Source organism: Streptomyces sp. NPDC001530, from assembly GCF_042894545.1.
In the GTDB taxonomy this organism is placed as follows: Bacteria; Actinomycetota; Actinomycetes; order Streptomycetales; family Streptomycetaceae; genus Streptomyces.
This window is the reverse complement of the sequence record NZ_JBIAVS010000042.1, coordinates 1-21,243: the sequence shown is the minus strand read 5'-3', so window position 1 is coordinate 21,243 and position 21,243 is coordinate 1. Positions and strand designations below refer to the sequence as shown.

Genomic DNA, 21,243 nt, shown 5'->3' with positions numbered 1-21,243 from the left:
AAACCTCCGTTCAGGGTTTCACCTTCGCCCAGGAACTGCCCTCAGCGCGTCGTCCCCGCGCAGCGACTTCCGACTACCACGGCTGCGGTATGCGGTACGTCGGGCTACGGCTGGGACAGAAGACGGACGCACTGTGCCGGCGATTATGCGGGGTGCTGGGAGCGATCTGGTTCCGTAGCCGGACTGACCAGCCCGCACTGGTAGGCGATGACCACGAGCTGGGCGCGGTCACGAGCTGCCAGCTTGGTCATGGCCCGGTTGATGTGGGTCTTGGCGGTCAGCGGGCTGACGAACAGGCGCTCGGCGATCTCGTCGTTGGACAGGCCCAGTGCGACGAGGCTCGTGACGTCACGTTCCCGCGGCGTCAGGCTCTTCAGCCGCTCATGTACGGCCACCGGGCACGGATCCGGCTGGGCCAGAAAACGAGTGATCAACGCTCGCGTCGCTGACGGGGACAGCAGCGCCTCACCGTCTGCGACCGTGCGGACGGCATCGAGGAGTTCCTCGGGTCGCGCGCCCTTGCCGAGAAAGCCGCTCGCACCCGCACGCAGTGCCTCGGCGACGTGCTCGTCATCTTCGAAGGTGGTCAGGATGAGCACTTTCACACCTGCGAGGTCCTCACACTCGCTGATGAGCCGTGTCGCCTCGAGGCCGTCCATCTCCGGCATGCGGATGTCCATCAGGACCACATCGGGGCGCTGTGCGCCGGCCAGCTCGACTGCCTCGCGGCCGTTGGACGCCTCGGCCACGGTCTCCATGTCATCCGTGGCGTCGAACAGCATGCGGAAGGTGCCCCGCAGCAGGGCCTGGTCATCGGCAAGCAGTACGCGAATCGTCACGCTCATCTCTCCGATCCCGTGCCGAGCTGGGGCGCAGCGGCAGTTCGGCGGTCACGGTGAAACCGCCCTCGGGGCGCGGTCCCGCATTCAGCGTGCCCCCGATCGTGGTCGCCCGCTCACGCATCCCGATCAGCCCGTGACCGGCCCCCGGGTGAGGATGGTGCGGTCCGGCGCACCCGTCGTCCTCGACGGTGATCGTCAGCCGTTCACGGTCGTAGTGCAGGAACAGCCGGGCATGGTCGGCCCCGGCGTGCTTGCGCACATTGGTCAAGGACTCCTGCACGATGCGGTACGCGGCCAGGTCGACCGCCGGCTCCAGCGGTTCGGTGGTGCCCCGCCGCGTGTGGCTCACGGCCAGCCCGGCGCGTTCGAACGACGCCAGAAGTGCTGGTACTTGCGCAAGGCCCGGCATCGGGTCGCGGGGCGCCACCGGCTCGTCGGACTGCCGCAGCAGGCCTACGGTCACCCGTAGTTCGTCCAGCGCGGAACGGCTGGTGTCCCGGATGTTCTCCAGAGCCGTCAGGATCTGTTCCGGGCGCTGGTCCACCAGATGGACGGCGACGCCTGCCTGAGCGTTGATCAAGGCGATGTGGTGCGCGACGATGTCGTGCAGCTCGCGTGCGATCCGGACGCGTTCGGCCGCCACTCGCTGCTGTGCTTCCTGCTCGCGGGTGCGCTCGGCGTGCTCCGCCCGTTCCTCCACGGCCGCCACATAGGCGCGCCGTGAGCGCAGCCCGTCCCCGACGGCGGCCGGCAGAGCCGTCCAGGCCAGCGTCGCGACATTGTCCGGGTCCAGCCACGAGTTCGAGGACCACACCGCGACAGCGCCCACCATGACGGCGGCCGAGACAGCTGCCGCGGTCCAGGCGGTGCGCCGGTCGGTCCGCACGGCGACGTTGTAGACGGACACCAGAACCGGGCTTGTCACCAGTGGACTCTCCCGAAACCCGAGCACCGGAAAAACCACCCCGCAGCCAACGGCGACGGCCAGTACGCCGAACGGGTGGCGACGCCGCCAGAGCAACGCGGAGCAGCCGACGGCAGCCAGCACCACGGCGGGCCAGCGCAACAGGAACTGGTGCTGGTGCGGGTCGACCGAGGCAGCCACGACCGAGAGCACGCACAGCACAGCCACGCCCAAGGCGTCGACCGCGCGGATCCGGGCTCGCCCTTGCCGCCTCCAACTGCTGAGCACCGTCATGCCATCACCGTAGGGTCGATGGCCGGGTCGGGCATCGTCTCGCCACGGCACGGGGTGCCCCGGGGCGCCATTGCCTGATCCGCGGATTCGGGCTGTGTCCCCGCGGGACGTGGTGGGGCTCAGAGGCGGACCGAGGCTGAGCCGTGCGGTCATGGCGACAAGCGCCCAGGACCGGGTATGGATGCGTTTGCCGATCCGCCGCCCGCCGGACCAGACCGGTTGCGCAGGGCAGTGCGTTCACTGCCCGCTCTGCGGACCATCGCTTCCAAGACGAAGGCCAACCGGGTCACTTGCTGAGCGCTGCGTTCACCCGCTTCATGAGCGTCGCCGAGGCACAGTTGGCGGGACTGCGCAGCCAGGTACTACCCCAGCCCGTCCAGGCCGTCGCCCAGCAGACCTAGACCATGGTCAGGAGGTGATCCGTGGGGCCGTAGTCGATCTTCCAGTCGGCATAGACCCCGGAGAATCCGTCCTTGATACACCGCAGGCCCACGGTCACCCAGCGGACCGATCCGTCGTCGCCGAGTGAGAACGCGACCGCAGCCTCGAACTCCTCGCTCCCACACGGGCAGCCGGCCGCACCAGGCTCGTCGTCCTCCCAGGACTCCTCGTTCCAGTACTCCTCGCTGTCCGCGATGAACGCACGGCTGCCGCAGCCAGAACACTCCCGTTCCGCTCCAGAGGCATTGACCAGCACGAAGAACACCCGGCCACCGCACCCCTCACAGACGGAAGGAGCGATCTTCGCCGGGCGGCCGTCGACAGCGCCCCGGAGGAACACCGCGAGTTCCGCAGGAACACCCTCGCCAACCTGATCATCAGCATGCACGAGCACATCGTTCCAGACGCCCTGAACGACCACCCGTCCAACTTGACCAAAGACACAGGGGCACCTCCCCGGGGCCCACCTGGGGCAGATGCCCTTTGGGCGCTCTTCCTGGACGCGGCAGCGGCGAACGGCCCGGGTGTCAGCCGTCGGACGGCCCGTGGGCGGGTCGAACGCTCCGACCCGCCCACCTTTGCCGATGGGCTGCTGGGCGTAGGACGTCGTCGAGGTCCGCAGATACGTCTCCGTGCCGCCGAAGCTCTTCACGCCGATCGCCACCTCCTCACCGGCGGTGGCCACCTTGGCCCAGGCGGCCAGCAGATAGGTGCCACTGGAGGTGAGGCCGCTGACCGTCTGGATGGCGCCGCTGGCGCTGACCCCGGTCTGCAGGGAGTACGTGTCGGAGCGGGCGTTGGACGCGACCGCACTGGACGCCGTACCCGTGCTTTGGACCCAGGGCGTCAGGGCACCGGCCTCGAAGCCCGGGTTGGTGACGGCGTTGGTGGCAGACGACACGGCTTCCACCGCGAGGTCGTCGCAGTAACCCGCGCCGCTGCCGCCGGTGTTCTTCCAGCAGTACACGGTGGCCACGGTGTTGGAGGATCCGGTGGTGAACAGTACTGCGGACTGGGAGTAGGAGGTCGTGGCGACGTTGGTGAACGTCTCCGTGCCGCCGTAGTTCTTGACGCCGATGGCGAGGGTCTCCCCGGCGTTCGCCACCTTGGCCCAGCCGGTCAGCAGGTAGGTGGTGTTGGGGCTCAGCCCGGTCAGGGTCTGGTTGGCGCCGCTGCCGCTGGCCTGGGTGGTCAGCGCGTAGCCTCCGGTGCGGGCGTCCGATGAGGTGACGGACGGGGCAGCACCGCTGTTCACCCAGGGGCTCATCGAGCCCGACTCGAAGCCGGCGTTGGAGACGAGGTTGCCGCCGGTGCCGTTGTAGGCGCCGATGTTGGGCGCGGCTGTGGCGGAGACCGCGTTGCCGAAGGCGTCCTTGCCGCCGTTGTTGCTGATGACGGTCCCGGCCCGGATCACCGGGGAGGACGGGTGGACCTGGTAGGCGTTGATGCCAGTGAACGAGGAGGAAGTGTTCGCGTTGCCGGGGTTGCGGACCTCGGGGTCGGTCACGACCTTCGCCGAGTCGGCGGGCTCGGAGGACGGGTGGGCGCCGTAGAAGAGGTTGTTGGAGTAGATGGAACCGGAGCTGGTGGTGAAGTAGCCGCCGGTGCCGTAGTTGAAGACCGCGTTGTTGCGGAAGGAGAGGGTTCCCGTGACGCTGCTGCCCCGGCGCGAGTACAGGATCGGGGTGTTCAGGCCGCTCTTGTTGACGTAGACGCTGTTGTTGTAGATGAGCGGGACGGCGACGGAACTGCCGCTCTGATTGGGGATGTTGCCCACGAAGTGGAAGACGCCCGTGCCGTGGGTCGGAGTGCCGGCGGCGGGGCAGCCGGAGTTCGTGCCGTCGTTCTCGCTGATGTTGTAGCGGATCACCGTGCCGTCGCTGGGGACGGTCGAGGTGGGCTCGTTGGCGATGGTGAACGGCGGCATCACCAGCATGAAGCCGCCGAGGTTCTGGTGGCTGTAGTTGTACTGGAACGTGGTGTTGTGGTTGCCCCAGTCCACGTCGTAGCCGGTGCCGTCGGCGCCGTTGACGTGGCAGTAGACCTCGTTGTTCTGGACCACGGTGTTGGAGCTGCCGGACATCCAGATGCCGGCCGAGGCGCCGTTGCAGTACTGGCCGGAGGGCGGGCAGGTGTTCTTCGCGCCGCCGTAGCCGGCCTTGTTGCCGTCGATGAGGGCGCCGTCGTTCTTGACCACGAGGATGTCGTCGGCGCCGTCGTAGGTCATGGTGTTGTTGCGGATGACCGTGCCGGTGGTCAGGCCGGTGCCCTGGCCGTCTCCGTCCGGGGTGACGGCGACGGCGATGCGGTCGACGTGGTCGAAGGTGTTGTTCTCGACCACCACGTCGTCCCAGGTGGAGACCGGTGTGGCGTGGTCGGTCTGGACGCCGACGCCCGCGTTGGTGGAGTACCAGCCGCCTGCCCAGCCGCTGATGTGGTGGATGTTCATGTCGTGCACCCGGATGTGGTGCAGGACGCCGCCCGCGCTGTTCTCCGCGAGGACGCCGGAGCGGTACGCGGGCGAGGACGCCGCGTTGGTCAGCTCCAGGCCGCCGATCTCCCAGTACTGCTGGTTGAGCAGGTGGATGACGGGGCCGGTGGCGCCGTTCGCGTCGATCGCCGGCTTGGCGCCGGTGCCGTACGCGCCCATGGTGATGGGGCTGCCGGAGGCGCCCAAGCCGCCGGGGGTGAGCTGGCCGGTGCAGGTGGTGCCGGCGGCGAAGAGGATGCTGTCGCCGGCGGCGAAGGTGGTGCCGTTGACGCTGCTGACCGAGTTCCAGGGGCTGGCCTGGGTGCCGCTTCCGTTGGTGGCGGCCGAGCAGTTGACGTAGTAGGTGGTGCCCGCCGCCAGGGCGGTGTGGGCCGGGAGGAGGAGGGCGCCCGCCAACATCGCGAGCAGGGTGAGGATGCGGGACGCCCGGACTCCCGGGCGGTCCGATCTGCGACGCTTCATTGCGACGCTCCTTGGTGGGTGATGGTGTAATCCGCGCCGCGGGATGCGACGCGGATCTTCCTGCACCGGGCGGACCGGCCGACGCGGATACGCCCGGGGTCTGTGGCGGGGCGGTCACGGTGCTCGGCCATGCGCGAGCGGTTCAGGAGACAGGGGCTGAGCCCCGGCAGACCGTGCAGGACTCGCCCGACCGCCATGAGCGGTCGTCTCACTGCGGTGGGAGTGATGCCAGAAGAGGCGCTTCGAGGACGGAGGCGTGTCGCATGCCCGGCGGCAGAACCAGGGAGACGGGCTCCCAGTCCACGCCATCCTTGCTGTGGGCCGCTCCGTACCTCCCTTCGAGGAAATGGTCGAAGATCATGACCAACTCGTCTCCGCGGCGGAAGATCGACGGTCCTTCCACCACTGAGGGAGTGACCGGTCCTACGGAGGAGGTGCACGGACCGCCAGGGGTGTCGAAGGTGATCAGGTGGATGTCCTTGTGGGCGGTGGCGAGGTCATTGGTGCCGCGTTCGTCCTTGTAGGCCATGAGGAATCCGCCGCCGTCCAGCTCCTGCACGGTGGCGTCGATGACCGAGTGGCCGGGGTCGAAGAAGACATCGGGGGCCGAGAACGTTCTGAAGTCCTCGGTGGTGCAGTGCCAGATGCGGTGGTTCTGGCCGACGTGCTCGAAGTCGCGGCCCTCGGCCGTGCTCCCTGCCTCGACGACCGATGACCAGATGAGGTGGTACAGCCCGGTCCTGCGATCCAGGAAGAACTCCGGCGCCCAGGCGTTGAGTGCTCCCTCCACGCCGACCATGACCGGGAGGAGTTCCTGAGCCGACCAGTTGAGAAGGTCAAAGGAGGTGGCGTGGACGATGCGGGGGCTCGTCCAGCCATCGGTGGCCAGCAGATGGAACAGGCCGTCGGGGCCCACCCCGATGAACGGATCCCGCAGTCTGCCGGTGCCGACCGTGCCCCGCAGGACGGGCCGACCGCCGTTCACCGTCGCGAAATCCTCGCCGTCGTGGCTGTAGGCCAGGTGTAGCGCCTCGTCGGCGTTGGTGAAGTAGGAGACCACGTACATCGGAGGATGGTCCTTCCGGGACATCGGGGCAGGGGGCGCCCCTGGACGGTGAGGTCGTCGTGTGCCTTGGAGGCCGCGGATCACCAGGCAGGCGCGTGGATGACCGAGGGAACGGGTGCGGTCGGACAGGCCGGTTGAGGGGCCGGGTATTGAGGACGCGGGCCGCGGAGCGGAGCCGCTCTTCTCAATGGCTGGTTCTCCGGGTCGCCCGCGCATGGTTCGGCCGGGTGTCGGGTGGCACAGGCGTGTACTGCTCCCACCGAGTGCAGACCGATCCGGGCGGAATGCCGGTCCGGCCATCCGTGGCGGAGGGCGGAGGTACCTGCGGTGCCCGGTGTGATCCCGGCCCGCCGAGTTCAGGACCGCGGCTCCCTGGGCGAGTTGCCCAGACCCCTGGGCTCGTCGGACCGGCGGGCGGCCATGGCCCGGCTGTGTCTCGACCGCCGTCCAATGGACATGGACGGGCACGGGTTCATGACTTGACCGCCCCGGCGGACATGCCGGCGACCACCTGGCGCTGGAAGAAGACGAAGATGACCAGCAGCGGCAGGACGCCGAGCAGCGCGGCCGGGAACAGGGTGGTCGGCTGCACGGTGTGCGGGTCGATAAAGGAGTACGCGTTCACCATGACGGTCCGCTTGCCCGGGTCCTGCAGGAAGACCAGCGGGACCAGCAGGTCGTTCCAGATCTGCAGGGAGACGAAGGTCAGGAGCGTGCTGGTGACCGGCCGCAGCAGCGGCAGGATGATCGTGAAGAACGTACGGAAGGCGCCGCAACCGTCGAGTGCCGCCGCCTCCTCCAGGTCGGCCGGGATCGAGCGGATGAAGCTGGTGTAGAAGAACACGGCGACCGGAAGGTTCAGAGCCGTGTAGATAAGGACGACGCCCGCGTAGCTGTCCAGCAGGTTCAGGTCGCGCATCAGCAGGTACAGCGGAGCCACCACGACGAACACGGGGACAGACGTGCCGAGGATGAACAGCCGGTACACCGCGGTGGACCAGTGCTGGGTGATCCGGGCGAGCGGATAGGCGGCGAGCGAGCCGATCACGGTGATCGCCACGCACGAAAGGCTGGTGACGAGCAGGGTGTTGAGGGTGCTGGGACCGTAATGGATCTGGCTGAAGGCGTCGAAGAAGTTCTTCAGGGTCAGCGAGTGCGGGATGCCCAGCGGGGAGCGCGCCACGTCCGCCGCCGTGCGCAGCGAGGTGACGACCGTGAAGAGGAACGGCAGGACGAACAGCAGCGTGCCCAGGCAGAGCAGGACGGTGCCGAAGCCGCCGGTCAGACGGCGCAGCGGGCTGCGGGATGTCCCGGATGCCGTACGGGGGCGGGTGGGGACCCGGTGCTTGCCGACCGGGGAGGGTCGGGTCTCGACCGGCGGCGAGGAGATGTCTGAAGTCATGGTGGCGATCCGTCAGCTTCCGTCAGATTCGTCGCTCGCGGAGCCGGAGCAGGGAGGAGGTGGCGCTGGACAGGACGACCACGGTCACGAGGAGGACGACCGACAGCGCGACGCCATAGGCGAACTTCCCGCCGCCGAAGACGTTCCGGTACACCAGCACCGTCAGCGTGTCCGTGGCGCCGGCGGGACCGCCGTTGGTCAGCACCAGGGGGAACTCGAAGACCTTCAGCGAGCCGATCAGGCTGAGCGTCACGTTGACGGTGAGCGCCGGGGCGAGCAGCGGCCATTCGATGCTGAGGAAGCGCCGCCAGCCGCTCGCGCCGTCCAGCGCGGCCGCCTCGAGCAGTTCGGTCGGCATGCTCATGTAGCTGGCGAGGAAGATCGCGCAGGAGTAGCCGGTGAACATCCAGATGTTGACGGCGGCCACCGAGTACAGCGCGGTGGAGGTGTCGCCGAGCCAGACGTGGTTCAGGCTGTGCAGGCCGACCAGGTCGAGGAGCGTGTTGATGCCGCCGGTCGGGGCGAACAGGTACGACCAGATGAAGGCGGCCATCACCGGTGAGATCAGCGTCGGTGTGAGCAGCACGACGCTGAGCACTTTGCGGACCCTGGGGCGGCGGAACAGCATGCTCGCGAAGAGCAGCCCGAGGCCGTTCTGCACGACCACGACGACCGCCGCGTACAGCACGGTGTGCCACAGGGCGTCGGTGACGGTCGGGTCGTCGGCCATGGCACGGTACTGCTGGGTGCCGACGAAGTTCGCGATCGGGCCGCCGAGGCTGTCGGTCATGCTCAGATAGACGCCTCGGGCCAGCGGATACAGCATGAACACGCCGTACACGACGATCGCCGGAAGCAGGAAGGCGGCCATGGTGGCACGCCGTCGGTGGAACACGGGATCCTCCTCTTGCCCGGATGGCCGTGGCGGGGACGGTCAGGAGCCGTTCATCGCGCCCCCACCACGGCTGACCAGGGGTGGCCGGGTTACTTCGCGGACGCCGCGGTCTGGATGTCCTTCAGCGTCTGCGCGGCGGACGCCTTGCCCAGCAGATAGGCCTGGATCTTGGAGCCGGTCGCGGTCTCGGCGGCCGCGGCGTACCAGGAGTTGGAGGGGAGGATCCGGTAACGGCCGTCCTTGAAGGCCGTGGTGAAGGCCGTCGTCTCGGTGCTCTCCGGCGTCGTGCCGCCCGTGAAGGGCGACTCCGCGTGCTCGGCCTCCAGGTACTTGGCGAGGTTCGCGGTCTGCGACCAGAACTTGACGTACTCACGTGCCGCGTCGCCCTGCTTGGACTGGGAGTTGACGGCCCACATCGTGCCGGAGAAGAGCATGCCGTTGGGCTTGGTGCCTTCGGCGCCGCCCGGCCAGGGCGCGAAGGAGACCGGGAAACCTGCCTTCTTGACGTTGGAGACCTGCCAGGCGCCCTGGTACCAGAACGCGCTCTTGCCGGCGCTGAAGTCCTGCGGGCCCTGAGCCCACTCGTCGATGCCGAGCTGGTTCTTCCAGTTGACGTACCCCTTGTCCTCAAGGGTCTTCAACTGTTCCAGCGACGTCTTCCAGTCGGGGTCGAAGGAGGCCTTGCCGGCCAGGAAGTCGGAGTCCCACTGCTTGCTCTTCTGGTAGACCAGGGTCGATCCGGCGGCCTGGAAGACGGAGCTGCCGGTCCAGCCGCTCTTGTCGGGCAGTGCGATGGGGTTGATGCCGGCCTTCTTGACCTTGGCGAGGTCCGCGAGGAACGTCGGCCAGTCGGCGGGGACTTCGGTGATGCCCGCCTTCTTCAGCAGGTCCATGTTGGCGTACAGGCCGATGCCGATCAGCTCCATCGGCATGGCGAGCGTCTTGCCGTCGGACTGCGCGAAGGGCTTGGCGTCGGGAGCGATGTGGCTCGCCCAGGACTCCCCCGACAGGTCGGCCAGGTAGCCCGAGGCACCCCACTTCTTCATCTTGTCCGTGTCGACCATGATCACGTCTCCGGCCTTGCCGCCGAGCAGCTCGGGCTGGAGCTTCTGGACGTAGGTGTCGTTCGCGGTGATGTACTCGAAGTCGACCTTGATCTTGGGGTGGGCCTTCTCGAACGCCTTGTTGATCTCCGCGACGTTCGCCGGCTCCGCGCCGCCGCCCTTCCAGGCCTCCACGTGGATGGTCACCGTTCCGTCGCTGGAGGCACTGGACGACCCGCCTCCGCACGCGGCCAGCGATATCGCCATGGCAGCGACCGTGGTGGCGACCGCGAGACGTCTCCCAGAGCGCTTCATTGCACACCTCACCCATCGTCGGTACGAACCGACTTGTCATGTCTGAAGGGGATTTGAATCGATCAGCCTGTGCCGCGTGGGTGCAGAGCTGATACGTACGGAAAGGGTCCGGTCGACCCGAGTTGCGGCGAGCTTTACGCGCCGGTGTCGGGGACTGTAACGCAAAACTTAGAGGACATCTATACGTAACTTTCCGTGGCCGACTCGCCCGGTTGAGGTTGCCCCACCTATCCGGGCTCCACAGGGCGAGACCCGCACGCACGCCGCGTACGCAGGGGTGAGACTCACCCCACGGATGGCTTCGTTGACACTCCATGCAACTTATCGTTAAAGTTTTCTTGGGTATGTGGCGAAGGTGAGGAAGGGCAGGCTCTAAGGTCTTCGCGTGCCGGGCGGCCGCGCGCGGCTCGACAAGGCGGCACCTCGCCCAGGGATTTGATGACCGGATTCGGTTCGACCGAAGCCGGCAGGCAGAAGGAGTTGGGGTGGCAGGGCGGGTGACCATCGCGCAGGTGGCCGAGGAGGCCGGCGTCTCCGCGATGACCGTGTCCAATGTCGTGAACGGCAAGCCGGGGGCCTCCGAGGAGACCCGACGCCGCGTCATGGAGGTGGCCGGGCGACTCGGGTACCGGCCAAACGTCTCGGCCCGCAACCTCAAGGCCGGCCGCAGCGGACTCGTCGGCCTCATTGCCCTGGATCTGACCAGCCAGTACGGACTGGAGATCCTCCGCGGCGTCGCCGACGAGCTGGCCAGCGCCGAGCAGGAGCTGCTCGTCAACGCCTCCTACCACGACGCGATGCGGGAGAAGGACCGGATCGAGTTCCTGGCACGTGGCCTCGTCGACGGTGTACTCATGATCGCACCCGTCCTGGAGGACGAGACGGTCGAGCTGCTGCGCAGGCAGAAACTGCCCTGCGTCATCATCGATCCTCGACGCCTTGACGTACCACTGCCCCGGCTGAGCGTCGACAACTACCACGGGATGCGCGAGGGCACACAGCACCTGATCGACCTGGGGCACACCCGGATCGCCTACCTCCGCGGCGAGGAGGACCTCGAGAGCACGTCCATCCGCTTCCAGGGCTTCGAGGACGCGATGCGGCTGGCCGGGCTGGAAGTCGACAAACAGCTGGTCGCCTCGTGCGACTTCTCCTATGCCAGCGGCTTTCGCGCCGCCTCTCACCTGATCGCCGATCACCATCCGACGGCGATCGTCGCCGGTGCCGATCTGATGGCGCTCGGCGCCATCGATGCCGCACGGGCGTCCGGCCTCAATGTGCCCACGGACTTCTCAGTCGTCGGCTTCGACGACCTCCCGCAAGCGGCGCAGAGCTTTCCGGGTCTGACCACCGTGCGTCAGCCGCTGCACGACATGGGACAGAAGGCAGCCCGCGCGCTGCTGTCCGTCATCGATGGGCAGCGGTTGCTCATGGAGCACATGGAGGTGGGCACCAATCTCGTGATACGCAACTCGACCGCCCCGCCACCCGGCGGCGGTGCGGCGTGACCCGCGCGGTGTCGCACCAGCTCCTTCCGGTAGACCAGGGGTGGGCGCTTCTCGAGGACCGGGCGTCGCGGCGCATCGGTGCAGAACCTGATCGGACTTGAAGTTCCGCCTTGTCCGTCACCGCCCCTGCTGGCCGACGCAGTTCGCTCGGGACGCCGTCCCTTCCGCCCGTTCACACGGTCACGGACCACCTCAACAGCCTTGCCATCGCCCCGGCTCCCCCGAACGAGACCTGCCAACTGCCTCGATCGCCGTGCGCCGCCGTGTAGTTCCTTCCGCAGGGTCCGGAAGCGGGTCGCCGGTTCTCAGTGCTGGGCATCAATAATCCGGGCCCGCGCCAGCGGATCCTCACATCGAAAACGACGGAGACAACCTGGCCGACATCGCCTTCTCCTTCGTGTTCTCCGATGCGGAGCATATGCACCTTGACGATCTCGCCCACCACCTGCTCAACAGGCCTGACGAGCCGCATCGCTGGTTCAACGCTGTGGCCCACGGGCCGCGCGTCGACCCCGGGAGCGATGATGCGGGCACGGGTCGCGGAGACCGCGACCTCCTACCCGGTAAGCCAGGACGTGCTTCGGAAGGAGCGTTGCCGTGACCACTGATCAGATGTGGGGATCCGTGTACCCAAGGGGACAGGGTCGCGTCTCCGATGCTTGGGGGCCCTGTGCCGGGTCCTTCATGGAAGAGACCCCGATCGACGAACTCGCGATGATGCTGCTGAGCGCCGCAGCCCTGACCGGAGAGTCTCCGGAGGATCTGGCGGCCAGGCTGTCGGATGCCGACCTGGCCTCCCTGTACCTGAACTGCGCCCACAAGGTTTGCGCGGTGCGTGGGCCTCAGGCGACATGCCCCGTCGGCGCACGGTGCGACGGCTTTTGGGCGACGACCGCCAGCCAGGCGTCCGCGGAGGGCTGATCGGCGTCGCGTCCAGGCGGGTCGTCAGTTGCTCCGCGCCGCCGGACGCGAGGTGTCCGCCAGGATGCCGGCGGCGTCGGCGGCCAGGTTCGCCACCTCGGTGGCCGCCCGGGCGGCCCGTCCGGACGCTCGCCAGGCGAGCATGCGCAAGGCGGTGGCCGGGGTCGGGGGGAAGACGCCCAGCTGGCCGAGCATGGCGATGTCGTCCCGCAGTGCCTCGTGCCGGACCACCTTCCCGTCGCGGACGTCGAGCAGGTGGATCTGTGCGAAATCGATCTCGCGTCCGGTCGGTGGGATGGCCTGGTCGAGCGCACCGTCCCGGAAACGCACGAACGGGCCGGTGTGTCGGCCCTGCATGCGCAGCTGGATCCAGACCTGATCGTCGTTTCGGGCCATGCCGAGAACCGGGAAGCGCAGGTCGCTGAAGGCCGAACGCAACCACGCCCCTGAGGCCAGAGTGCCCGCCGGTCCCGGAATGGCGCAGGCCGGGGGTGCGACAGCGGCCTCGCGGTTGTAGTTGTCCTCGCCCACGACGTCGACAGCCAGAGCCGGGTCGCCCGTCTCGAGTATCCGGAAGAGCCCGTGCGCCAGTTCGGCGGTGTCCAGTGCCATCGTTTCCACCTCTCCGCTGTGCGGTCCCTCGCTGCTGGAGGACGCTGCCTCGGCTGCCGTGACGGCTTCCGTTCGGTCGCACCGGGCTTGCGAGATTGAAGTTATAGATGACCTATTCAATACGTCAAACGCTCATCGGTAGGATGGCCCCATGGCCTCCAAGCGCGCGTACTCCTCGCCCTTGCGTGAGAAGTCCGCGGCTCAGACGCGCGCGCTGATCCTGCAGCAGGCCACCGAGTTGTTCGCCGACCGCGGTTACGGGCGAGTGACCGTCGCGGACATCGCGGCGGCGGCCGGGGTCGCATCGAAGACCGTCTTCGCGAGCGTGGGAAGCAAGCGCGACATCCTGGACCGGATCGTCGACGAGGGCGTTGCCGCGTCTGGCTACGAGCGCGCCATGGAGCAGGTGCTCGGCCGGCGGACGCCCGAGGCGATCCTCGAAGCCCTCGCTCGCGGAACGCGGTTGGGCAACGAGGGGCAGTTCACCGTGCACGAGGCGATCCGCAAGGCCCTGCCGTCCCACGAGCACGGCGAGGCGCTGTGGGAACGTGCGACCGCGGACTACCGTGGCGCACTCCACGCCGCTGCCCGTCACCTCCACACTCTGACTCCACCGCCCCGCTACACGGTGGAGGAGACAGCGGACCTGCTGTGGTTCTGGTTCGGCCCGAGTGGCTGGCGAACGTTGGTGGTCGAGGACGGCTGGTCGTGGGACAGAGCCGAGGAAGTCCTGTACCGGACCGCCGTCGCCACCCTGTACTGAGGCTGCTGCGCGGCGTGTGCGCTGCGTGCGGTGGGGAGGACGGCCCAAACCCCGTCGGCAGGGACGGCGTCCGGCCACCACGGGCTCAGCCGCCTGTCCTCGTCGGCGTCAGGAAGGCTCGGATCCGCTGGGCGGCCACGTCGGCGCAGGTGTCCATGACGAAGTGGCCGCCGTCGAGCAGGTGGACCTCCGCATCGGGCAGGTCGGCGTGGTACGAGTCGGCCTCCTGCGTCTGGAACGACGCGTCGTCCCGTCCCCAGAGCACCAGCGTGCGGGGCTGGTGCCGGCGCAGCCACTGCTGCCAGGCCGGGTACGCGGCGACGTTCGTGCGGTAGTCGTAGAACAACTCCACCTGGATCTCCGCCTGCCCTGGCCGGTTGAGAAAGGCGAATTCGTCGGTCCACAGGTCGGGGTCGTAGCGGTCGGTCGCCGGGTCATTCCCGAGGTGTCGTGCGCGCGTGGCGGCCAGGGAAAGGAAGTTCTCCCGCAGTGCCGCCTCGTGGGCGGCTCGTTCGGCCCAGAAGGCGCGTCGCGTCTGCCACAACGGCCCGAGCCCGCTGTCGTGGGCCACCGCATTCTGGATGATCAGCGCCTCCAGCCGCTCCGGGTGCGCCATGGCCATCCGGAACCCCACCGGCCTGCCGTAGTCCTGCACGACGAGCGTGTAGCGGTCGACGCCGAGCGCCTCCACGAAGCCGTTCATCACCTCCGCTACGTGGTCGAAGGTGTACGCGAACTCGGCCGGCGCCGGAGCGCTGCTGTGCCCGAACCCGGGATGGTCGGGCGCGATCAGCCGCCACCGGTCGGCCAGACGCTGCAGGAGCGGTTCGAACATCCGCGACGAGGACGGGAATCCGTGCAGGAGCAGCAGGGCGGGCGCGTCCGCCGGTCCGGCTTCGCGGTAGAAGGGGCCAAGGCTCTCGATCCAGCTTCACATCGGCAGTGGTGGCGCCGGCCAGGTCCGGGGTGCGGGTGCTGTGACCTCACTTGGCATAGTTGACCCCGCCAACAGGGCTGCAGGAAAGGAAGGGGCATGGACGAGGAACCGGAGCGCTACCAGGTCGAGTTCGCGAGCGGTACTGCCGCCTCGGTGGAGAAGCGACGCTCCTTCCGCGACCACGAGCGCAACGACATCGAACCCGACCTGCCCGGCTGGCCCCCTGGACAGGCCTTCGCTGTGCGGGGTTTCTTCGGCGAGCTCGGCCGACACGTCCATACTGTCGTCACCGGGCTCCTGATGTTGCCGCTGTACATCATCGCCAGCGCCCTCGGCAGTCCCGCGTCGCCCGACAGGCGGGGGAAGCTGGAGGAGCGTGAGAACGAGGTCGACGACTTCCCCGTCATGTGGGCGGGCGTGGGCGAGACGGCTCGTACGCTGCCCTGGCAGCTCGATCCCTCCCGCCGGTCGTGGCGAATGGTGACCGAGATCGAACTGGCCGAGTCTGATGGGCTCGTGCGCATTACGTCCTACGAGGACACGGCGCGGGGCAGTCGGTTCCTCGCATGGGGCGGCGGCGAGAAGGTTCCGGGATCCGAGGCCATCCTCTGGGAGGTACCTCGGAAGGAAATCGTCGGCGCGGAGATCAAGCGGTTCAGCATGGACGAGGCCGACTTCAAGATCTCCTTCCGGGATGGGTCGTGGGCCCGGCTGACGACGACTTCGTCGCACGGTGCGCAAAGAATCGTGGCTCTCCTCTGCGAGGGATCGTTTTGACCCGGCCCCCGGCTGCGCTGCCCAGCCGCCGGGAGGGAAGGCCGAGGCCCGTCTCCCAACGCGCCAGGTATTCGACAGGGTGTTCCATTTGCGGCGGGTAGAGGGTCAGGGTCGTTCCGGACGATCTTGTACGGAGGTGCCCCGGATGGAGTACGCAGCGCCCGCCCGCCGGGGCCGTCCCCCGGGTTCCCGTACCGCCGAGGGGGAGCTTACGAGCCGCCAGTCGGCCATCGTCCGCTACATCACGGAGTCGGTCGAACGGCGGGGCTACCCGCCGTCGATGCGGGAGATCGGCCAAGCCGTGGACCTCGCCAGCACGTCGTCGGTCGCCCACCAGATGGTGGCCCTCGAGCGCAAAGGCGTTCTATACCGCGACCCGTACCGGCCCCGGGCCTACCGTATCCGCCCTTCGTGGGCACCTGATCTGGGCAACAGGAGCGAGGCGCCGGTCGACGTGCCGCTCGTTGTTCGGATCGCCGCCGGCGCGCCCCTGCTCGCCGAGGAGATGGTCGAGGACGTCTTCTCCATGCCCCGCCAAGTCGTGGGCGACGGGGACCTGTTCGCCCTTACGGTGTCCGGCGACTCCATGATCGACGCCGCGATCTGCGACGGCGACATCGTGACCGTCAGACGGCAGGACAGCGCCGACCACGGGGACATCAGTGGTTCTCTCGGGCAGCAACTGTGGCGCGAGGCAAGCCGATAGGGCTTTGCGCAGCTCAGTGCCGGTTTGGTTGACGCTAGCAGGTGCAACAGGTGTGGCGGTATCGCTGGTTCGGATGACGCCCCGGCGGCAGTCGGAGGCCGCCGGGGAAGGCACCATTCGGTCAGCCGCAGCAGGAGGTCTGGCGATCATCGCCAGGAGCACGCCCATCATCGCGAAGGTCTTCCATGCGGTGACGGTTCGTGGGGCCGGCGGCTTCGGCGTTCATGCGGTGTCCTGCCGGGCGGCGATACGGGTCACCGTGACCGCGATGGTGACCGGCTCCGCGACACCGTGGGTGGCGAGGTGGGAGATGACGGCGGTCCGTACCCGGTCGTGGACGTTCCTGGCGGTGTCCAGCGTTCGGTGGCCCTCGGCCAGGACGCAGCGCACCTCGATGTGCCATCCCGAACCGTCCGGCGCCCGGTCGGCGCGGATGCCTGCCTCGGGCGGCGTGCGGTGAGGCGTGGTGTCCTTCCGGGTAGGCGCGGCGGCTGCCGCGAGGCGGTGGGCGAGGCGGGGTTGCAGGCCGGCCACGCCGGGAACCGCGAGGGCTGCCTCGGCCGCGACGCCGAGGAGCGTGGTCGTGCCGGTGGCGGTCATCACGTGCCACCACCTGTGGGGTGGCCGGGGCCCGAGGAGCCGAGGGGCGGCCACGGCTCCATTACGTCGACCACGGTGATGTCGACAGTCGTCACGGCGAGCCCCAGGTCCTGTCCGGCCGAGTGGAGGACCGATCGGCGTACCTGACGGACCGTGTCGGGCAGCGGGCGGTCGAGGGCGGCGGCCAGGGTCATGGTCACCCGCACGTCGGTGCCCTCGCCCGCGGGTACGAGCCGGCAGGTCGCGGCCCTCGCACCGGGGACCGTGTCCGCGGCCTGCCGCAGTACCTTCGCCGCGGCACTCTCGGCGATCCGCAGGTCCCGGTCCGGGTCGGCCAGTGGCAGCAGCCGTCCGAGCCGGACCTCGGCCCTGACGACGTTCATGACGCGGTCGGCGAGTGCGTGCAGGCCGGAAGAGTCCTCGGCGCGCAGCGCCCGGGTGGCCGCGCTCACCGTGGCCAGTCCCTCGACGGCCTCGCGGCAGTGGGGACAGGACGCGGTGTGCGGGTCCGCGGCCGGAGCCGCGTCCTGCGCCTGTTCCCAGACCCGGCTGAGCAGACGGGAGCAGGGCAGTACCTCATCCCCCTCGAACGGGAGCACGTCGGCGGCGGCTCGGCCGTTGCGGGGCTCGTCGGTTCCGGGCGGTTCGGAAGGCCGCGCGTGCGGGTCGTCTAGCGCCATGGGCCCATCGCCTCCTGCAGGGATCGGCGTGCCCTGAACAGTCTGCCGCGCACCGTCTGCTCACTCGTCCGTGTCACGTGGGCGATCTCCTTGTAAGACAGGCCCTGCAGTTCCCGCAGGATCCAGCAGACCCGCTGTCCGGCGTCCAGCTCGGCGAGCGCGCGGGCCAGGGCGGCCGTGGCCGCGTCCTGCTCGGCGGTCCGGGCGGGCTGGCTCCACGCGTTGCCCGTCTCGGGTTCGACGATGCTGTCCAGGGGGAGGGGCGGCGGTCGACGGCGGCGCATGGTCAGACAGCGGTTGACGGTGATCCGGTACATCCAGGTACGGAACTCCGCACCGTGGCGGTATTCCGGCAGTCGTCGCCAGGCGCTGACGAAGGCGTCCTGAACGGCCTCCTCCGCGTCCTGGGGGTTGCCGAGCATGCAACGGGCCAGGGCCAGGAGGGACCGGCTGTGCCGCTGGACGAGGACGGCGAAGGAGTCCTCGTCTCCCTCGGCCGCCCGTACGGCCAGCAGTCCGTCCGGCAGGTCGCATCCCAGCCGTGGGGAAGCAGCGCGTTCGATCATGACGCTCCCGCGCAGGGCCTGGAACGAGCGTGTACCCCGGCACGTACATGTGATGCACATCACATTCCATGTGTGTGAGAAGTGCGCCGCCCCATATGTCCAACTTTTCGATGGGCATCACGCCGGTGCCCGACCGACCGATCGAGGCGACCGCCATGACGGAGAACATCACCAGCGTCGGCGGGGGCAGCCGGCCCGATGCGGGCGTGAGCGCGCTGAAGGGCCGTACCGGGGCCGGGGCTCCGGCCGAGACACGGGGGAAGACCACCATCGCGGACGGCGTGGTGGCCAAGATCGCGGGCATGGCCGCCCGCGAAGTACCGGGCATCCACAACCTCGGGGCGGGCATGGCCCGCGCCTTCGGCGCCATGCGGGAACGCATCCCCGGCGGAGGCGGAGGCAGCGGCGTCACCCAAGGAGTGAAGGTCGAGGTCGGCGAGCGCCAGGCCGCGGTGGACCTGGACGTCGTCGTCGAGTACGGCGTCTCCATCGTCGATGTCGCCGGCGACGTGCGCACCAACGTGATCAGCGCCGTGGAGCGGATGACGGGACTGGAGGTCGTCGAGGTGAACATCGCTGTCGACGACGTCCACCTTCCCGACGAGGAGGAAGAGTCCGAACCGGGCGAGGGCCGCGTGAGGTGACCCTCTGCCGTGACCGCCGCCGTGTCCCCGGGCACGAGCGGGTGATCACACGGACGAAGACGCTCGCGAGACGGGTGAGTGAATGATGAACGCAGCGGCGACAGGCCTCGCGGCCGGCATGGCCCTGGGCTTCGCCGGTTACTTCGGCGGCTTCTGGGCATTCCTGCTGGTACTGGTCCTGGGTACGGCGGGGCTGATCGTCGGCCTCGTCGTGCAGGGCGACCTCGACCTCCGCACACGGAGGCAGCGGTGAATACCCGCCCCGGTTCCCCACCCCTTGGCGAACGGCCCGGCCCACCGGGGCGATCCGGCGGCCTGCCGCCTCCGGCCGAGCGGGGCGCCACCGTCATCCCGGACAGGGTGGTCGCCCGTATCGCCGCCCAGGCCGCACGCACGGCCCAGTCCCGGCGCGCAGCCATACCGCCCGACCGGAGCGGACCGGCGGCACCCAGCGCTTCCGCCGCCATACGTACCGGATCGGTGCGCCTGCACCTGAGCATGGACCTGCCCTACCCCACCGACATCCCCTACGTCTGCAAGCGGATCCAGCGTGACGTCGCCGAACAGGTGGCTCAGCTGACCGGCTTGGAGGTGGGAGAGGTCACCCTCACCGTCCGGCGACTGGTGACCGCCGCCGGCACGAACCGGGGACGGGTCCGGTGAGCCGCCACACAGCCCGGCACGCCGCGCAGGCATGCCACACGGCCCGGTACGCCGGCACCCCACGCAGGAAGGAGGACCGGAATGACACCCGACCCGGCCCCTCCCGCCCGCAGCTCCGCGCCATCCGCGCGCCACGCCACAGTGCCGCTGACGAAGGAGCCCAAGGAGCCGAGGGAGCTGACAGAGCCCGGTCCGCCCGAACACGACGCTCCCCCTCCGCCGGAACTGGCAGCCGGCGAGCACGACAGACAGCACCCGACCCACCGCCCGTGGTCCGCGCGCCGGCTCCCGGCCGCGCTGGTCGCCTCTGTGGTACTTGTTGCGGCGGGCGCGGCACTGTTCGACGTCGTCGCCGTGCGAGCGGGACGCGCAGCGGCAGCCTGGCGACGGAACCTGGCCGACGAACTGGCCACCCGCCCCGTGGACGACGTGTGGATGCTCACGGGAGCCGCCGTGGCCGCTGCCGCTGGCATCTGGTTGATCGTCCTGGCCCTCACCCCTGGCCTACGCCACTGGCTGCCCCTGCGCTCCCCCGCGCCCGGGCTGCGGGCCTACCTGGACCGCGACGGCGCCGCCGACTTGCTGCGCGACGCCGCCATGCGGGTTCCCGGAGTGAGCAGGGCTCGCATCCGGGTGCGACGCCACCGCGTCAAAGCCCGCGCTGACGTCCGCTTCCGCGACCCCCGCCAGGTGAAGGACGACCTCACCGCCGTCCTCGACGAGGAACGCGACGGGCTAGCCCTCGCCCGCCCTCCCCGAATCGTCATACGAGTGCGGCAACGCACCGACTGACCGACCCCCCAGCACCGGAGCCCGCACCATGACGCCGCGACCTGTACTCAACCGCAGTCTGCTGGCCCTCGCCGGACTGGTACTGCTCGGCGGCGGTCTGCTGATCCTCTTCGCCGGGCTCGACATCTACCAGCGATACGACTTGGTCCCGCCCGTCGGCTGGCCCCTGACCACCCCGGACGACGTCCTCCTCAGCTCCGCCGACCGGGCCCGCTGGAGCAGTCAGGGCTGGTGGTGGTGGCCCGCGGTCATCGCCGCCCTCGCCCTCGTCGCCCTGCTCGCCCTGTGGTGGCTGCTCGCCCAACTGCGCCGACGCCGCCCCGGAGCTTTGCCCGTCGGCGGCACACCCCCGCAGGAAGGCGTCGAACTTCGCGACCTCGCGCTCAGCGACGCGATCGCCACCGAAGCCGATGCCCTGCCGGGGATCGAGAATGCGGCCGTACACATCGCCAGCCGGCCTGCCCACCCCCGCACCCACGTCAGGCTCACTCTCACCCCTCAGGCGGCACCCGGCGCCGCCCTCGATGCCCTCTGCGAAGGCCCGCTCCGCACCGCCAGTCGGTCCACCGGCTCCCCTCCCATGCCCACCGAGGCCCGCCTCCAGGTCGCTCGCCACAAACCCCACCGCGCGGAGTAAGGAGAAACCGCCCCTTCCCGGGTCCCCCCTTGCGCCCTTTGGCAGTTCACAGGGGAACCGGCGCTACTCCCCAAGGGAGAGACCATGATCATCCTGGGTGTCATTCTGCTCGTCGTCGGCTTCGTCACCGGGATATCCATCCTGTGGACCATCGGAATCGTCCTGGCGGTCATCGGAGCGATCCTGTGGGTCCTCGGCACGATGGGACACGCCGTCGCCGGACGACGCCACTACTGGTGACCAATCCCGCGCGGCTGGCCGCCGCCGATCCCCCGAAAACAT

General features: G+C 69.0%; 22 protein-coding genes and 1 pseudogene. 11 read left to right on the top strand and 12 right to left on the bottom strand.

Going from position 1 to position 21,243, the window contains the following annotated elements; genetic code table 11:
* Window positions 1-143 precede the first annotated feature (143 nt).
* The 7 genes from ACFY0T_RS47515 to ACFY0T_RS47485 all read right to left on the bottom strand — a co-directional run bounded on the left by ACFY0T_RS47515 (window position 144) and on the right by ACFY0T_RS47485 (window position 10,107).
* Entirely contained in the window at window positions 144-839 is a 696-nt protein-coding gene (locus ACFY0T_RS47515; RefSeq protein ID WP_388884832.1) for a response regulator, read from the bottom strand.
* On the bottom strand, window positions 811-2,040 hold the full coding sequence (locus ACFY0T_RS47510; RefSeq protein ID WP_388884830.1) for a sensor histidine kinase: 1,230 nt from the start codon (window positions 2,038-2,040) through the stop codon (window positions 811-813). Before ACFY0T_RS47510 ends, ACFY0T_RS47515 begins: the two co-directional genes overlap by 29 nt.
* Before the next feature lie 397 nt (window positions 2,041-2,437).
* Window positions 2,438-5,434: a carbohydrate binding domain-containing protein gene (locus ACFY0T_RS47505; protein WP_388884828.1), complete on the bottom strand. Its 2,997-nt coding sequence runs from the start codon at window positions 5,432-5,434 to the stop codon at window positions 2,438-2,440.
* Window positions 5,435-5,642: 208 nt separating this feature from the next.
* On the bottom strand, window positions 5,643-6,500 hold the full coding sequence (locus ACFY0T_RS47500) for a glycoside hydrolase family 43 protein (protein ID WP_388884826.1): 858 nt from the start codon (window positions 6,498-6,500) through the stop codon (window positions 5,643-5,645).
* A 472-nt stretch (window positions 6,501-6,972) separates the two neighbouring features.
* Window positions 6,973-7,902 (bottom strand): carbohydrate ABC transporter permease, encoded by a 930-nt coding sequence (locus tag ACFY0T_RS47495; protein ID WP_388884824.1) that lies wholly within the window; start codon window positions 7,900-7,902, stop codon window positions 6,973-6,975.
* A gap of 22 nt (window positions 7,903-7,924) precedes the next feature.
* Window positions 7,925-8,797 (bottom strand): carbohydrate ABC transporter permease, encoded by an 873-nt coding sequence (locus ACFY0T_RS47490; RefSeq protein WP_388884822.1) that lies wholly within the window; start codon window positions 8,795-8,797, stop codon window positions 7,925-7,927.
* A gap of 89 nt (window positions 8,798-8,886) precedes the next feature.
* Window positions 8,887-10,107 (bottom strand): ABC transporter substrate-binding protein, encoded by a 1,221-nt coding sequence (locus tag ACFY0T_RS47485; RefSeq protein ID WP_388884820.1) that lies wholly within the window; start codon window positions 10,105-10,107, stop codon window positions 8,887-8,889.
* Window positions 10,108-10,640: 533 nt separating this feature from the next.
* Here ACFY0T_RS47485 and ACFY0T_RS47480 point away from each other — a divergent pair.
* Window positions 10,641-11,663: a LacI family DNA-binding transcriptional regulator gene (locus tag ACFY0T_RS47480; RefSeq protein ID WP_388884818.1), complete on the top strand. Its 1,023-nt coding sequence runs from the start codon at window positions 10,641-10,643 to the stop codon at window positions 11,661-11,663.
* A gap of 684 nt (window positions 11,664-12,347) precedes the next feature.
* Window positions 12,348-12,584 carry a hypothetical protein gene (locus ACFY0T_RS47475; protein WP_388884816.1) on the top strand — a complete coding sequence of 79 codons (237 nt, stop codon included), beginning with the start codon at window positions 12,348-12,350 and terminating at the stop codon, window positions 12,582-12,584.
* A 24-nt stretch (window positions 12,585-12,608) separates the two neighbouring features.
* Here ACFY0T_RS47475 and ACFY0T_RS47470 read toward each other — a convergent pair whose 3' ends face one another.
* Window positions 12,609-13,196, bottom strand: a complete 588-nt coding sequence (locus ACFY0T_RS47470) for an ester cyclase (protein WP_388884814.1) — start codon at window positions 13,194-13,196, stop codon at window positions 12,609-12,611.
* Between the two features lie 151 nt (window positions 13,197-13,347).
* On the opposite strand from ACFY0T_RS47470, the gene ACFY0T_RS47465 reads away from it, so the two are divergent.
* A complete protein-coding gene (locus tag ACFY0T_RS47465; protein ID WP_388884812.1) occupies window positions 13,348-13,959 on the top strand; it encodes a TetR/AcrR family transcriptional regulator in 612 nt (203 codons plus the stop codon).
* Window positions 13,960-14,044: 85 nt separating this feature from the next.
* Here ACFY0T_RS47465 and ACFY0T_RS47460 read toward each other — a convergent pair whose 3' ends face one another.
* The gene (locus tag ACFY0T_RS47460; protein WP_388884877.1) at window positions 14,045-14,827 is read right to left on the bottom strand and encodes an alpha/beta fold hydrolase; all 783 of its coding nucleotides are present in this window, start codon (window positions 14,825-14,827) and stop codon (window positions 14,045-14,047) included.
* A 165-nt stretch (window positions 14,828-14,992) separates the two neighbouring features.
* On the opposite strand from ACFY0T_RS47460, the gene ACFY0T_RS47455 reads away from it, so the two are divergent.
* Window positions 14,993-15,673: a hypothetical protein gene (locus ACFY0T_RS47455; RefSeq protein WP_388884810.1), complete on the top strand. Its 681-nt coding sequence runs from the start codon at window positions 14,993-14,995 to the stop codon at window positions 15,671-15,673.
* Between the two features lie 145 nt (window positions 15,674-15,818).
* Window positions 15,819-16,346 (top strand): annotated as a pseudogene (lexA, locus tag ACFY0T_RS47450) (transcriptional repressor LexA); the annotation flags it as partial.
* Between the two features lie 255 nt (window positions 16,347-16,601).
* Here the strand turns inward: lexA and ACFY0T_RS47445 are convergent.
* The 3 genes from ACFY0T_RS47445 to ACFY0T_RS47435 are packed head-to-tail and all read right to left on the bottom strand — an operon-like array spanning window position 16,602 to window position 18,225.
* On the bottom strand, window positions 16,602-16,979 hold the full coding sequence (locus ACFY0T_RS47445) for a hypothetical protein (RefSeq protein ID WP_388884808.1): 378 nt from the start codon (window positions 16,977-16,979) through the stop codon (window positions 16,602-16,604).
* Window positions 16,979-17,659 (bottom strand): hypothetical protein, encoded by a 681-nt coding sequence (locus tag ACFY0T_RS47440; protein ID WP_388884806.1) that lies wholly within the window; start codon window positions 17,657-17,659, stop codon window positions 16,979-16,981. The genes ACFY0T_RS47445 and ACFY0T_RS47440 overlap by 1 nt, the downstream gene beginning before the upstream one ends.
* Complete coding sequence (locus ACFY0T_RS47435) at window positions 17,650-18,225, bottom strand: RNA polymerase sigma factor (RefSeq protein WP_388884804.1); 576 nt, start codon at window positions 18,223-18,225, stop codon at window positions 17,650-17,652. The genes ACFY0T_RS47440 and ACFY0T_RS47435 overlap by 10 nt, the downstream gene beginning before the upstream one ends.
* Before the next feature lie 155 nt (window positions 18,226-18,380).
* On the opposite strand from ACFY0T_RS47435, the gene ACFY0T_RS47430 reads away from it, so the two are divergent.
* From ACFY0T_RS47430 to ACFY0T_RS47405, 6 genes are all read left to right on the top strand, one after another.
* The gene (locus ACFY0T_RS47430; RefSeq protein WP_388884875.1) at window positions 18,381-18,869 is read left to right on the top strand and encodes an Asp23/Gls24 family envelope stress response protein; all 489 of its coding nucleotides are present in this window, start codon (window positions 18,381-18,383) and stop codon (window positions 18,867-18,869) included.
* A gap of 82 nt (window positions 18,870-18,951) precedes the next feature.
* On the top strand, window positions 18,952-19,122 hold the full coding sequence (locus ACFY0T_RS47425; RefSeq protein WP_388884885.1) for a hypothetical protein: 171 nt from the start codon (window positions 18,952-18,954) through the stop codon (window positions 19,120-19,122).
* Window positions 19,119-19,532 (top strand): Asp23/Gls24 family envelope stress response protein, encoded by a 414-nt coding sequence (locus tag ACFY0T_RS47420; RefSeq protein ID WP_388884802.1) that lies wholly within the window; start codon window positions 19,119-19,121, stop codon window positions 19,530-19,532. The genes ACFY0T_RS47425 and ACFY0T_RS47420 overlap by 4 nt, the downstream gene beginning before the upstream one ends.
* Before the next feature lie 81 nt (window positions 19,533-19,613).
* On the top strand, window positions 19,614-20,324 hold the full coding sequence (locus tag ACFY0T_RS47415; RefSeq protein WP_388884800.1) for a DUF6286 domain-containing protein: 711 nt from the start codon (window positions 19,614-19,616) through the stop codon (window positions 20,322-20,324).
* A gap of 28 nt (window positions 20,325-20,352) precedes the next feature.
* On the top strand, window positions 20,353-20,961 hold the full coding sequence (locus ACFY0T_RS47410; RefSeq protein WP_388884798.1) for an alkaline shock response membrane anchor protein AmaP: 609 nt from the start codon (window positions 20,353-20,355) through the stop codon (window positions 20,959-20,961).
* Window positions 20,962-21,045: 84 nt separating this feature from the next.
* Window positions 21,046-21,201 (top strand): DUF6131 family protein, encoded by a 156-nt coding sequence (locus ACFY0T_RS47405; RefSeq protein ID WP_388884796.1) that lies wholly within the window; start codon window positions 21,046-21,048, stop codon window positions 21,199-21,201.
* The last annotated feature ends 42 nt before the right edge of the window (window positions 21,202-21,243 follow it).